The organism is Arthrobacter sp. AOP36-C1-22 (assembly GCF_052377515.1).
GTDB lineage: Bacteria > Actinomycetota > Actinomycetes > Actinomycetales > Micrococcaceae > Arthrobacter_H.
Genome location: NZ_JBQSWW010000007.1, coordinates 47,478 through 60,476, shown reverse-complemented (window position 1 = coordinate 60,476; position 12,999 = coordinate 47,478). Strand labels below are relative to the sequence as shown.

General features: G+C 66.5%; 12 protein-coding genes and 2 tRNA genes. 5 read left to right on the top strand and 9 right to left on the bottom strand.

What is annotated here, in order from left to right; translation table 11 throughout:
- The first annotated feature begins 29 nt into the window (after positions 1-29).
- The gene (locus tag ACT3S6_RS05935; RefSeq protein WP_444554184.1) at positions 30-491 is read left to right on the top strand and encodes a LuxR family transcriptional regulator; all 462 of its coding nucleotides are present in this window, start codon (positions 30-32) and stop codon (positions 489-491) included.
- Positions 492-501: 10 nt separating this feature from the next.
- On the opposite strand, the gene ACT3S6_RS05930 is transcribed toward ACT3S6_RS05935, so the two are convergent.
- The 3 genes from ACT3S6_RS05930 to tadA all read right to left on the bottom strand — a co-directional run bounded on the left by ACT3S6_RS05930 (position 502) and on the right by tadA (position 2,046).
- Positions 502-1,248, bottom strand: a complete 747-nt coding sequence (locus ACT3S6_RS05930; protein ID WP_444554183.1) for a Crp/Fnr family transcriptional regulator — start codon at positions 1,246-1,248, stop codon at positions 502-504.
- 173 nt (positions 1,249-1,421) lie between these two features.
- Positions 1,422-1,509, bottom strand: a tRNA-Ser gene (locus ACT3S6_RS05925).
- Between the two features lie 54 nt (positions 1,510-1,563).
- Positions 1,564-2,046, bottom strand: coding sequence for a tRNA adenosine(34) deaminase TadA (tadA, locus tag ACT3S6_RS05920; protein WP_444554182.1), 483 nt, complete (start codon positions 2,044-2,046; stop codon positions 1,564-1,566).
- A gap of 47 nt (positions 2,047-2,093) precedes the next feature.
- Here tadA and upp point away from each other — a divergent pair, with 47 nt between their 5' ends.
- Positions 2,094-2,732, top strand: coding sequence for a uracil phosphoribosyltransferase (gene upp, locus ACT3S6_RS05915; protein ID WP_444554181.1), 639 nt, complete (start codon positions 2,094-2,096; stop codon positions 2,730-2,732).
- A gap of 25 nt (positions 2,733-2,757) precedes the next feature.
- On the opposite strand, the gene ACT3S6_RS05910 is transcribed toward upp, so the two are convergent.
- Entirely contained in the window at positions 2,758-4,350 is a 1,593-nt protein-coding gene (locus tag ACT3S6_RS05910; protein ID WP_444554180.1) for a sensor histidine kinase, read from the bottom strand.
- Complete coding sequence (locus tag ACT3S6_RS05905) at positions 4,347-5,087, bottom strand: response regulator transcription factor (protein WP_444554179.1); 741 nt, start codon at positions 5,085-5,087, stop codon at positions 4,347-4,349. The genes ACT3S6_RS05910 and ACT3S6_RS05905 overlap by 4 nt, the downstream gene beginning before the upstream one ends.
- A 601-nt stretch (positions 5,088-5,688) precedes the next feature.
- Here ACT3S6_RS05905 and ACT3S6_RS05900 point away from each other — a divergent pair.
- Entirely contained in the window at positions 5,689-6,501 is an 813-nt protein-coding gene (locus ACT3S6_RS05900; RefSeq protein WP_444554178.1) for a winged helix-turn-helix domain-containing protein, read from the top strand.
- A gap of 80 nt (positions 6,502-6,581) precedes the next feature.
- Positions 6,582-7,106, top strand: a complete 525-nt coding sequence (locus tag ACT3S6_RS05895; RefSeq protein ID WP_444554177.1) for a SixA phosphatase family protein — start codon at positions 6,582-6,584, stop codon at positions 7,104-7,106.
- Positions 7,107-7,116: 10 nt separating this feature from the next.
- Here the strand turns inward: ACT3S6_RS05895 and ACT3S6_RS05890 are convergent, their stop codons facing one another.
- The 4 genes from ACT3S6_RS05890 to ACT3S6_RS05875 all read right to left on the bottom strand — a co-directional run bounded on the left by ACT3S6_RS05890 (position 7,117) and on the right by ACT3S6_RS05875 (position 10,837).
- Positions 7,117-7,755, bottom strand: coding sequence for a TetR/AcrR family transcriptional regulator (locus tag ACT3S6_RS05890; RefSeq protein WP_444554176.1), 639 nt, complete (start codon positions 7,753-7,755; stop codon positions 7,117-7,119).
- Positions 7,752-10,007, bottom strand: coding sequence for a YhgE/Pip family protein (locus ACT3S6_RS05885; protein ID WP_444554175.1), 2,256 nt, complete (start codon positions 10,005-10,007; stop codon positions 7,752-7,754). The genes ACT3S6_RS05890 and ACT3S6_RS05885 overlap by 4 nt, the downstream gene beginning before the upstream one ends.
- Entirely contained in the window at positions 10,004-10,651 is a 648-nt protein-coding gene (locus ACT3S6_RS05880) for an ABC transporter ATP-binding protein (protein WP_444554174.1), read from the bottom strand. The genes ACT3S6_RS05885 and ACT3S6_RS05880 overlap by 4 nt, the downstream gene beginning before the upstream one ends.
- Positions 10,652-10,760: 109 nt before the next feature.
- Positions 10,761-10,837, bottom strand: a tRNA-Arg gene (locus ACT3S6_RS05875).
- Between the two features lie 284 nt (positions 10,838-11,121).
- Here ACT3S6_RS05875 and ACT3S6_RS05870 point away from each other — a divergent pair.
- Positions 11,122-12,966 (top strand): phosphoenolpyruvate carboxykinase (GTP), encoded by a 1,845-nt coding sequence (locus ACT3S6_RS05870; protein WP_444554173.1) that lies wholly within the window; start codon positions 11,122-11,124, stop codon positions 12,964-12,966.
- The last annotated feature ends 33 nt before the right edge of the window (positions 12,967-12,999 follow it).

The following is a 12,999-nucleotide window of genomic DNA, read 5'->3' as shown; positions in this document are numbered from 1 at the left end:
TGCCCTGTGGTGTTGCCGGGAGGCTGACGATGAAGAAGTTTTCCCTGACGGCGCTGGGACGCCGCCACCTGGAAACGGCCAGCTGCGCCGGTAGCGGGCGCAGCGCCAGCACGGTATACGGCGGACACGAGCACGTCCTGCGCCAAACCGTCATTGCCCTGAAGGCCGGACAGGAACTGAACGAACACGTGAACCCGGGCGAGGCCACCGTCCTGGTCATGAGCGGGAAGGTGTCGCTGTCCTCGCGCGGTGAGAGCTGGGAAGGCAGCGCAGTGGACCTGTTGGTCGTGCCCCAGGGTTTCTACGCCGTGGAGGCCCTGGAGGATTCGGTGTTGGTCCTCACCGTGGCGAAAACCGACCGGGGGCCCATGGCCACCGATCAGTCCTGGCAGGACAAGGCGCGTGGCAAGGCGGGCAGGGGCCCGGCTTCGACGCCACGCACCGATCGGCATGCCGACCCCGTCGGGGCCGAGGCGCTGGCCCACGAATAGAACTGGTGCTTCAGTGTCCGGCGGCGGCAGCCAATCGCCGCCGGTCGAGGATCATGGTCCAGCAACGACCGGAATCCACGATGCGATCGGCCCGCAGCCGGCTCATGACCCTGCTGGCCGTTTCCGGGGTCACCCCGGTCAGCGCAGCAAGGTCGGCACGGGTCAGCGGGATGGGCAGATCGATGCATCCCTTCCGCGGCTCACCGAAGGTATCGGCAAGTTCCAGGAGCCGGGCCGCGATCCGCACCCCGGCTTCTTCACTGGAGAGCCGGCGGATGCGTTGTTGTGCTCTTTCGTGTCGGTGGGCCAGTTCGTCCAACACCCCGAGGGCCAGATCCGCACGGGTCTCCAGCATGGCCCTGAATGCAGCGGCCGGTATGGCCAGCAGCTGGCTGTGGGTCAGTGCCGTCGCGGTGTCGGGGTATCCGGTTCCCCTGGACCCGCTGACGGCTCCGAAGACCGCCGGTGGGCCGAAGATATCGAATACGACGTCCTGACCTCGGCGTGAGGGCCGACTGATCTTGACGGCTCCGGTGGCCAGGATGAACAAGTAGTCCGCATCGTCTCCATGGCCGTGGACCAGATCCCCGGGCCACCGCTGCAGCATTTGTGTATGGATTTCAAGGGCCAGCAGGTCCGCATCGGAGAAGCTGCCCACCAGGGGAGTACGGCGCAGTAGCCGCAAACTCGTTCGTTGTCGGTCGTCGGTGACCGCCGTCGCGGTCGGGAACGACGGCGGCGCCTGTTCCTTGAACATATGACTCAACCTTCCCCCACCGAAGCGCACGGCGGACTGGTTGGCCCCGCCAGCGGTCGACTCCCACGGATCGGACGTTTTCAGCCTAGATGGACTTCGGGAATCAGACCATGGGGTGGGCATGAAAAAGGCGTTTGCATCGTTGTTTTCCAACGATGCAAACGCCTTCCCACTGGCGGTGACGGTGGGATTTGAACCCACGTTGGCTCTCACCAAACAACATTTCGAGTGTTGCACCATCGGCCGCTCGGACACGTCACCAGACTGGACTACTCTAGCGGACGGTTCGCGGCAGTCCCAAACCGGCAGCTCGGCTCAGCGCATGGAGCGGAAGAAGCCGGTCAGGAGGGACGCGCATTCATCCTCCATCACCCCGGGGAAGACCTCGACCCAGTGGTTCAACCGTGGTTCGCGCAGCACCTCGAACACGGAACCCGAGGCCCCGGCCTTCTCATCCCAGGCGCCGAAGACGACCCGCGGTATCCGGGCCAGCACGATCGCCCCGGCACACATGGCACAGGGCTCCAACGTCACGACCAACGTGCAGTGCGCCAGCCGCCAGCCGTCGTCGTGCCCCGAATCCTTCAGGGCCGCGGCCGCGGCACGGATCGCCAGGACCTCGGCATGGGCGGTGGGATCCCCGCTGGCCTCGCGTTCGTTGCGGCCGGTGGCCACGATGGATCCGTCGGGGCCGATGACGACGGCACCGATGGGCACGTCGGCGGTCGCAAGCGCCGCCCGGGCCTGATCCAGCGCCAGCCCCATCCACCGTGCGTGGTGCGCGTCATCCCGGATCACCCTCCAACCCTAGCCGAGCAGGCGGTTCGTGCTGGTAGTTTTATTCCATGCGCGTACAGGTAGTCGACCACCCGTTGGTGGCCCATAAGGTCTCGGTGCTCCGTGACAAGAACACCCCGTCCCCGGTCTTCCGGCAGCTCACCGATGAACTAGTGACCCTGCTGGCCTACGAGGCGACCCGTGAGGTCAGGACGACGCAGATCGAAGTCCAGACCCCGGTCGCCACGACCACCGGCACCGCCTTCGCCAAACCCACCCCCCTGGTGGTCCCGATCCTGCGGGCGGGCCTGGGCATGCTCGAAGGCATGACCCGGCTGGTTCCCACCGCGGAGGTCGGATTCCTGGGCATGGCCCGCAACGACACGACGCTGGACATCGTCACCTATGCGGAACGACTTCCCGATGACCTCACGGGCCGGCAGGTCTTCGTGCTGGACCCGATGCTCGCCACCGGGGGCACCCTGGTGGAATCCATCAAGTTCCTGTTCGAGCGCGGTGCCTCTGATGTCACCTGCATCTGCCTGATCGCCGCCCCCGAGGGGCTGGACCGGCTCGAAGAGATCTATGGGGATGACCCGAGGGTCCACCTGGTGTTGGGGGCCTTGGACGAGAAGCTGGATGAGAACGCCTACATCGTCCCGGGCCTCGGCGACGCCGGCGACCGGCTCTACGGGTTGGCCCACTAGCGGCTCCGTCGCGAACGGACCCGGCTCAGGGCCCGACGGTCGGTGGCTGTTCCGGCCGCGGAGGCACCTCCACGATCAGGGGCAGACTGACCTCGAAGACCGTGGCCCCCGGTACGCTGGCCACCGAGATGGTGCCGCCATGGGATTCGACGATGCCGCGCACGATCGACAGGCCCAGCCCCACGGTTCCCTCGGCGCCGGAGCGGGCCCCGTCGCCCCGGGTGAACCGGGAGAAGACATGGGGCAGGAACTCCTGATCGATGCCCTGTCCGTCATCGGTGACGGTGAGGACCGCGTGGTGTCCGTCGGCGGAACGGAAGACCCCGGTTTCGATGGTGGTGCCCTCGACGGTGTGCTTGCGGGCGTTCGAAAGCAGGTTGTTCAGCACCCGGGCCAGCTGCCCAGCATCACCGCGCACGAGCACCGGTGCGTCCGGCAGGGAGAGCCGCCACTGGTGGCTCGGCGCCGCCACCTGGAAGTCCCTGGAGGTTTCCGCCGCCAACCGGGTCAGGTCCACCTCGGCCAGGGTTGGTTTCTGCCCTTCGTCGAGCCGGGCCAGCAGGAGCAGGTTCTCCACCAGCGAGCCCATCCGGTGGCTTTGCGCGACCACGCGGTTCAGTGAGGTGCGTCCGTCGTCGCTGAGGTGTTCGGTGGCGGCGACGAGTTCCGAGTATCCGCGGATGGACGCCAGCGGGGTGCGCAGCTCATGGGAGGCGTCGGCGACGAAGCGGCGCATCCTGGCTTCGGATCGGCGTCGTACCTCGAGCGCCGACTCCACGTTGTCCAGCAGGGCATTCAGCGCGTGGCCCATGTTCCCCGCCTCGGTGCCGGGGTCGGCATCGGGAGTGGCGACACGTTGGGCGAGCCGGACTTCTCCGGCGTCCAGGGGAAGTGCGGCGACCGCACCGGCAACTTTCGATACGCGTTCGAACTGCAGCAGTGACCGGCGCACGATCACCGAGCCGATCAGCCCGATGGCCACGAGCCCGGAGGAGGCGACCAGCAGGATCGTCATGTCCAGGGCGAAGAGCGTGTCCCGGGTGCTCTCCACGGGCAGGCCGGTGATGAGGATGGCGCTCTTGCCATCGGCATCGGCCGTGGAGGGGGCGGCGGTGACGGCCATGAGCCGGTATTTGCCCACGGAGAGGTCCTCGGTCACCGGGGCCGCATCGGGGGTGACCGCGGCCAACTGCTGGGCGTCGTCCTTGTTCAACTGCTGGCCCTCGCCCGTGCGCTGGTCCAGGACACCGCCAATGAGGATGGTGGTCCCGACGATCCGGGCGTTGAGCGTCCCCGAACCTTGGCCGGGGGTGTTCAGCGGGTCGGGCATCTCGCTGCCCTGGCTGCCCTTGCCGCCCTGGCTTCCCTGGCTGCCATCGAAGCTCGCCGCCCGGTTGGAGGCCTGGTGGAGTTGTTCGTCCAGCTGGCTGTAGAGGCTGTTACTCATCACCGTATGGGTGAAGACACCGATGACCAGGCAGATCAGTGCCAGCAGGCCGATCAAGGAGGCGGAGATGCGCGAGCGCAGGGTCCATCCGTGGGTCGTCGGCGGGGTGGGAACCGGATGGTCCGGTCGTGCCGGGGGAGTCGGGCGCGCCTGGTCGGCGGGGTGGGTCACGGTGCGGGCTTCAGGACATATCCGGCGCCACGCACGGTGTGGATCATGGGCTCCCGCCCGGCATCGATCTTCTTGCGCAGGTAGGAGATGTACAGTTCGACGATGTTGGCCTGGCCACCGAAGTCGTATTGCCAGACGCTGTCCAGGATCTGGTTCTTGGACATGACCCGGCGGGCGTTCTCCATCAGGTAGCGCAGCAGGTCGAATTCGGTGGCGGTCAGGTTCACGACCTGGCCGCTTCGGCTGACTTCACGCATGTCCATGTTCATGCTCAGGTCCCCGACGACGAGCTCGGCGGCATCGGCCTTCGCCGCACCGGAGCGTTCGACCAGCCGGTGCAGACGCAGGAGCACCTCCTCGAGGCTGAAGGGTTTGGTGACGTAGTCGTCCCCACCCAGGGACAACCCCTCGATCCGGTTCTCCACCGCATCCTTGGCCGTCAGGAACAGGGCCGGGACCTCGGGTTGGAAGGCCCGGATCTTCCGGAGGACCTCGGGGCCCTCGAAACCCGGAAGCATCCAATCCAGGACCAGGATGTCGGGGGAGAACGAACGGGCCTCCTGGACGGCCGAGGGGCCGTCCCCGGCCACCTTGACCTCCCACCCCAGCATGCGTGCCCCCATGCTGACCAGTTCGGCCAGCGACGGCTCGTCATCGACGACCAGGGCCCTGATGGGGGTGCCATCGGGGTGTTCCAGCCGCGGAAGCTGGTTGGGGGAGAACTGCGAGTTCGTCATATGTCGATACTCCTCTGCACCTATAGGGCCAAGCTGGGATTCCGCTGTGACCGAGCTGTGAAGCGCTGGTTCCTACAGTACCGGCGGAAGCGGCGGCTGTCCGCACGCCGGCAGCTTCCGCCGGTGGGCGGATAGTCAAGCGTGTGACCCGGGTTCGGCCCTGTCACGCATAAGTATGCGTTGCATGTTTTAGGATCATCAATCGAGTGGCCCATTGATCAGATCGAACAGTCGAATGACGGGTGCATGCCCAGACCGCATGATCCAAAGCGCTCACTTCAGAGAAGTGCATAATGTGAATCACCTCACAAATTCATGAATTTGTCTCAGTATGTGGACAAGTGCGATGAATATTACTTGCGGGTTCGAATTATTACGGCAACACTAGGTCTCGTGAACATCGATCCAGCAGCACTTGCGGCCCCCGGCCCCCGTTGGGGCCATGGTGTCGGACGTGCGCGCAGCTGTTGTCGAATGTCGGCCTAGTTTCTTCCCACCTCCAGAAGATCCGAAGCACGGATGAACCGCACGCCACGACCATGGCGTCGGCCAGCCGAACCAGACAGTTCACCGACTTTTCGCACAGTTAGAGGTTCCACCAATGTCCGTTACGTCCGGATACGTCCACATCTCCATCCGCAACGCCCAGAACCGCGCCGCTGCTGCCCAGCGCCAGGGCGCCGGCCACGGTGAATACGGGGCGCCCCAGGGATATCGCCAGCTGCACGCCGTCCCCTCCCCGCAGGACCACCCGCCGATGACCGCCCCGACCCCGGTCGTTGCCGGCAACGGAACCCCCGGACCGCAGTCGGTGGACCGGGACACCGAGGCCCGTGGATTCGTCCTCTATGTCGGTCTCGACGAGGCGACGGCCCAGGAACAGGGCACGTCGCTGGGCAAGCTGGCCACCCAGGTCCGTGCCTTCCTGCAGACCCTCTCGCCCAACGCCCAGACCCATGCCGCCGTCGCGCTGGCTCCGGCAAACGCCCCCGGGGAGAGCATCGACGTCGTGCGCCAGGCGCTGGGGGACCCCACGGTCGCCCGCCGGCCGCGCGGTGAGGTCATCCGCCACCAGCCGGCCGCCTCGCGTCCCTCGGGAGTGTTGATCGACCTCTCGCGCCGCGAGGTCCACCTGGACGGGGAAACGCTGAACCTCACGTTCAAGGAATTCGAGCTGCTCAACTATCTGGTGGAGAACGGGGCGCGCACCGTCGGCCGCGACGAGCTGCTGAGCAGCCTCTGGCGCAATGCCGAGGAGGTGCCGAATGAACGCACCATCGACGTGCACATCCGTCGCCTGCGCTCCAAGCTGGGACGTCTGGCCAATACGGTACGTACCGTCCGTGGCCAGGGCTACCGCTTCTACGAGCACCCCGAGGTCATCGTCTGGGCCGCACCGGAATACAGCATCTGATTCCTGCTCCATCCACGACGGCGGCGCCTGCTAGAGGGGCGCCGCCGTCGTCGTTCCTGCGTGGCCCCTAAGCTGGAGGCATGAGCCAGCACCACCTGAAACGCCTGATGCTCCTGCGCCACGCCAAATCCGATTTCCCCTTCGGCATCGAGGACCATGATCGGCCCCTGGCCACCCGGGGCAACCGCCAAGCCCCGTTCGCCGGGGCCTGGATGGTGAAGAACGGCTGGGTTCCGGATTCCATCCTGTGCTCGGATGCACTCCGTGCCCGGTCGACCTGCGCCTGGGTGTCCAGTGAGCTGGGGGAGAAGGGCCCGACGCCGTATCTGGATTCACGGGTCTACGGCGCCTCCGCCACGCAGCTGGTATCGGTGATCAACGAAACGCCGGAGACGGTGGGCACCTTGCTGGTGATCGGGCATCTGCCCACGGTCCAGGAGGTGGCCATGGCCCTGGCCTCGGTGGATTCCGAGGAGGAACCGGTCATGGAGCTGGCCACGCGGTACCCGACGCTGGGGCTGACCCTGCTGGAGACGGTCACACCCTGGGCCGAGCTCGATGGCCGTGATGCCCGGGTGAGTGGGTTCGTCGTTCCCCGGGAGTGAGGCCCGCTGCTCAGGCCACGCCGGTGAAGGCGCTGACGGCCTGCACGCAGGTGGCGATGCTCCGTTCGGGGTGGAATACATGGCGGTCGCGTCCGATGATCAGGACCGCCCCGAAGACGGCGGTGGCCATCGCCTCCCGGTCGGTGGCCCCCAGTCCCGGGTGGTTCCCCGTGGAGTACAGGCGGTCCAGTGCCTCCCGGATGACCCCGATGATCTCCCCGCGCAAGGTGGCCAGCGTCTCGCCCCAATCGCTGGGGGACTGCCACTGCTCGCTGATCCACAGTTGGGCGAAGGAGGGGTATTCGTCCATGAATTCCAGGGAGGCGGCCACCATGTCCCGGAAGCCCGAGGCCGGGTCCGGGTCGGCCGTGCCCTTCTCCAGCCGTTCGAAGAGCACATCGGCGCCGAAGCGCATCAGCTGGCCGATCAATTGGGCCTTCGACCCGAAATTATAGTAGACCGTTCCCTTGGAGACCCCGGCGGCGGCGGCGATCTCGTCGACCGTCACCCGGTGGTGTCCCCGGTCGCCGATCAGGTTCATCGAGGCTTCGAAGAGCCGGTGCTTGGAATCGGTGGCCCGCACCCGCCGGCGAGTGGTTTCGGCGAAGTCCGCGGCCTCCTGCAGGGGCTCGCTGAAGGCGGCGCTCATGCCGAGAGCTCCGGATGCAAGGTCTTCAGCGTCCACGTCTTGCCCCGGTGGACCGCGAGGAAGCTCATGAGCAGTCCGATGGCCGCGTAGCCCAGCAGGGCCAGCACCAGCGGGGCGAGTCCCTCGAGCGAGGCCCCGTACATCAGGTGGCGCAGCCCGGTGATCACATGTCCCATGGGCAGCAGGTTATGGGCCACATGCAGTGGCTCGGGGGTGGTCTCCCAGGGGAAGGTGCCTCCCGCGGAGACCAGTTGGAGGACCAGCAGCACGAGCACCACGAGCTTGCCGGGGGTGCCCAGCAGGGCACAGATGCCCTGGACGATGGCGGTGAAGGCGATGCTCGCCATCAGGAACAACCCCCAGGTCAGCCAGGGGTGGGCCGTTTGCAGGCCGAGTCCGAAGAGCACCACCCCGTAGAGCACCGTCGCCTGCAGCATCGACAAGAACACGAAGGGGAGCCACCCGCCGATCGCGATCTTCCAGGACGCCGCATTGGAGGCCAGGGCGCGTTGGGTGACCGGGCGCATGATCTGGACCAGGATGAAGGCGCCGATCCAGACGGCGAGCGTCATGAAGAAGGGGGCCAGGCCCTCGCCGTAGGTTCCTGCGCTGGCCTGGTCCGCCCGATCCACCGAGACCGGGTCGCCGATGACGTTGGAGACCTGCGTCTTTTGCTCGTCGGTGGGGTTGGGGACCTCCTTCGTCCCGTCGCTCAGCTTCCCGGCCAGGGTCCCGGAACCGTCGACCAGTTGGTCGGCACCGGATCCCAGATCGTTGACGCCCTCGCGCAGATCCGCGGTGCCACCGGTCAGGGTCCCGGTCCCCTCCACGAGCGAGGCCGCACCGCCGTCGAGCTTCTGGGCCCCGGCCAGGGCGTCCCGCTGCCCGTCCAGCAGGGTGTTGGCCCCGCTGGCGAGCTTCCCGGAAGCGGCGGAGAGCTGCTGGGCGCCGTCCGCGGCGTCGGAGACCCCGTTGGCCAGGGCCTGTGAGGAGTCCGCGAGGGTATCGGTGCCCGAGGCCAGGGAGCCCAGTCCGCCACTGAGTTTCTTGGCGCCGTCGGCGACCTGGCGGGAGCCGGTGCCCAGTTTGTCGATATTTGCCTTGGCGTTGGCCAGATCCTTCCTGGTCTTCTCCGCCTCCGCGGTCACTCCGGTATCGGCGCCCAGTTTCTTCACGGATTTGCGGGCCTCCGCGGCGTCTTCCTTCGTGATGACGTCGTCCTTGATCAGCTGGTCCACGGTGCCGTCCAGGCGGGACTGGGCGTCCTTCTCCAGGGCGGTGATGGTATCCGCAGCGTTGTCGACCTTGGCGCTGAGCTGTTCATTGCCGTCGGCGACCTGTTCCGCGCCGGCCGCCAGTTCCTTGCCGGCACTATTGGCCGAGGCGGCACCATCGGCGAGTTGGCGGGTCTTCTGTGGCAATTGGGCGGTCTTGGACTTCATGGTGCCCAGCCCCGAGGCAAGCTCGTCGGCGCCTCCCTGGAGCTGGCCCGCCCCGTTGGCCAGCTTCCCGGTCCCGGCGACCAGCTTCTGCTGCCCGTCGATCAGGGAGGAGGTCCCGCTCTTGAGCTGACGGGCCCCGTCGTCGAGCTTATTCGCGCCGGAATCCAACTGCTTGGCCCCGTCGGCGAGGGTTCCCACGCCCTCGTCGAGCTTGACGGTGCCATCGTGGAGTTCATCCGCCCCGTCGGCCGCCTTGGCCATCTGGGAGTGGATGCGCCCGAAGCCGGTCAGCAGGGTGTCCGCGGTTTCGGTGCCGACCTCCTGGGCGACCGTGTTGTGGACCTCCCCGGCGAGCTTATCGGCGAAGGTGCCGACCATGTAGTTGTTGGCGTCGTTGGTGGTGACCTCCAGGATCGCCTGTTTCGCGGCGTCGAAGTCCTCGGGGGAGGCGAGGTTCTTGGAGAAGTCGGCGGGGATGGTCATGGCGAAGGCGTATTCGCCGGTCCGCACCCCTTCTTCGGCGGCTTCCTCGGAGTCCACGACGTTCCATCCGAAGGTCGCGTCCTCCAGCAGGGACTCCACGACCTCGTCCCCGACGTGCAGGTCCTTGCCGTCCTGCTGGGAGCCCTGGTCCTCGTTGACCAGTGCCACCTTGACGTTGTCCAGGTTGGAGTACGGATCCCAGTTCGCGTACAGGTACAGGGCGCCATAGAGCAGGGGGACCAGGGTCATGGCGATGATCGCCATCCACGGCAGGACGCCGCTGGTCATGCGCTTGAGCTCGGACAGGGCCAGGCGAAGGGTGGTCATTCGGGGGACTCCGTGGGGTGGGGGAGGTTGTTGGCGCCGGCTTCGGCCACCGGTCCGGTCCATTCATCGGGGACGGTGCGGACGACGGCGACGATCGCCGGTTGGCGGCGGCCGGCTGCGGTCTGTTCCAGATGGGCGACCCATTCACCGTCGTTGATGCCATGGCGATCGGGGGTGTCGAAGATCAGCAAGGAGGTGTCGTGCCCCTCCAGGGCCAGATGCGTGAGGATCCTCTGGCGGTCCAGGGGATCGATGGCGTCGACGAATTCACCGGCCAGGTGGGTGATGCGGTGGCGTTCGAGCCATGAATCGATGCTGCTGCGGCGCCAAAAGGGTCCGGGGTGCAGGGCCAGGTCCTCGGAGACCAGATCCCTGACCTTCAGGTGGGCCTCGGGTTCGTTGATCTCGGGGGAGTCGACGAGCATGCTGATGCCACGGACCGTGTCCAGGGCGGGGTCGCCTTCCCAGGCCACCGTGCCGGCGTCGGGGCGCATGCGGGCGCTGAGGGCCAGGGCCAGGGCGGTGCGGGTGGTCTGTGGTTCGGCGTGGACCAGCAGCAGTTCGCCGGAGGCGACCTTGAGGCTGGTGGGGTCCAGGAGCGGCGCGTGGCGGCCCTTGATGGATAGTTCGTCGGCGATGAGCACTTCACCATGCTAATCGAACTGACCGGTCAGTTCAATTAGAGGCGTCGTGGTTCTCGTCGCATGAGGGGGCGGGCACAAAAAAACCCCGTCGAAACGGGGTTTTTTCGTATGGTGCGCCCAAAGGGATTCGAACCCCTGACCTTCTGTTCCGTAGACAGACGCTCTATCCAGCTGAGCTATGGGCGCTTGGTCTGCGACACCGCCGCTGACCTCGAATAACTATACAGACAGTTGGCGGCGTCGCAAAATCGGGGCCGGCCTCGACCGGGTGGCCCCCGGGGAGCCTCAAGCCAACTATACCGGTCTACGTGATCTTAGTCACAATAGGGTATGGTGAAACCCCGAGAATCCGCGGATGGACGGCGGTCGAGTCCCCGACCGGGGAGGGAAGCGATCCGCGTCACCTCCGGAGCGGAGCGGCCCCGTCCTAGCATCGAGGGACCAGTACAAGCCCAATGGAGGGAATGGACATGAGCGAGCGCTCCGATCAAACGGTCCTCGACGCAGAGCGTCAGACCGCACCGACGACCCACGCAAAGCTACTGGCCTGGGTCGGCGACATTGTGGAGCTCACGCAGCCGGAGAGTGTCCACTGGGTCGACGGGAGCCAAGGGGAGGTCGACCGCCTCACTGGCGAGCTGGTCGACGCCGGGACTCTCGTACGACTGGATGAGGCGAAGTTCCCCAATTCCTTCGCCGCCTTCTCGGACCCCAAGGATGTGGCCCGGGTCGAAGAGCGGACCTTCATCTGTTCCCAGGACGAGCAGGATGCGGGGTTCACCAACAACTGGATGGACCCGCAGGAGATGAAGTCGATCCTCAATGACCGCTTCAGCGGTTCGATGCGGGGACGGACCATGTATGTCATCCCCTTCGTCATGGGTCCCCTTGATGCCGAGCACCCGCAATTCGGCGTGGAGATCACCGACTCCGCCTATGTGGTGGCCTCGATGCGGGTCATGGCACGCATCGGTGATGACGTGCTGGCCAAGATGGAAGCCACCGATGCCTTCTTCGTCCCGGCCGTGCACTCCGTCGGAGCCCCGCTGGCAGCCGGAGAGGCCGATGTCGCCTGGCCGTGCAACCCGGAGAAGTGGATCGTGCACTTCCCCGAGGAGCGGGCCATCTGGTCCTACGGCTCCGGGTACGGCGGCAACGCCCTGCTGGGCAAGAAGTGCTTTTCGCTGCGTATCGCCTCGGTCATGGGGCGGGACGAGGGGTGGCTGGCCGAGCATATGCTCATCCTCAAGCTCACCAGCCCCGAGGGCAGGAGCTACAACGTGGCGGGGGCATTCCCCTCCGCCTGCGGCAAGACGAACCTCGCCCTGCTGGAGCCGAGCATCGAAGGCTGGACCGCCGAGACCCTGGGCGATGACATCAACTGGATGCGCATCGGCAAGGAAGGCGAATTGCGCGGGGTCAATCCCGAATACGGGCTGTTCGGCGTCGCACCGGGGACCGGGTGGAGCACCAACCCCAACGCCATGCGCGCGATCACCAAGGGCAACTCCATCTTCACCAACGTCGCATTGACCGATGACGGCGGGGTCTGGTGGGAAGGGATGACCGACGAGGTGCCCGAGCACCTGACCGATTGGCTCGGCAACGACTGGACCCCGGGCTCCGGGACGAAGGCGGCGCACCCGAACTCGCGGTTCTGCACCCCGATCGACCAGCTCGACATGCTCTCGAAGGAGTTCTACAACCCCGAGGGCGTGGAGATCCACGCCATCCTCTTCGGTGGACGGCGCAAGACCACCATTCCCCTGGTGACCGAGGCCAGCTCGTGGACCAATGGCGTCTTCATGGGCTCCACGCTCTCCTCGGAGACCACGGCGGCCGCGGCCGGTGCCGTGGGCCGGGTGCGTCGGGACCCGATGGCGATGCTGCCCTTCATCGGGTACGACGCCGGTGACTACCTCAAGCACTGGGACTCCATTGAATCCAAGGCCGATCCGGCGCGTTTGCCGCGGATCTTCCTGGTCAACTGGTTCCGCCGCACCCCCGAGGGCGGATTCGCCTGGCCCGGGTTCAGCGACAACTCCCGCGTGCTGAAGTGGATCGTCGAGCGCATCGAAGGCACTGCGGACGCCCAGGAGACGCCGATCGGCATGGTGCCCACCGGCGACTCGATGGATCTCAGCGGCCTGGACTCGTTCACCGCCGAGGACCTCGAGGTGGCCGTGACGGTCGACCCGGAGGAGTGGAAGCGCGAACTGGCGGATATCGAGGAGTGGTACGCCAAATTCGGGCCCTCCCTGCCGCAGTCCCTGCAGGATGAGCTGGACGGGCTGAAGCAGCGCCTGGGCGCCTAGCCGGTTCCACCGCGAGGAGCATCAGGGGCGGGA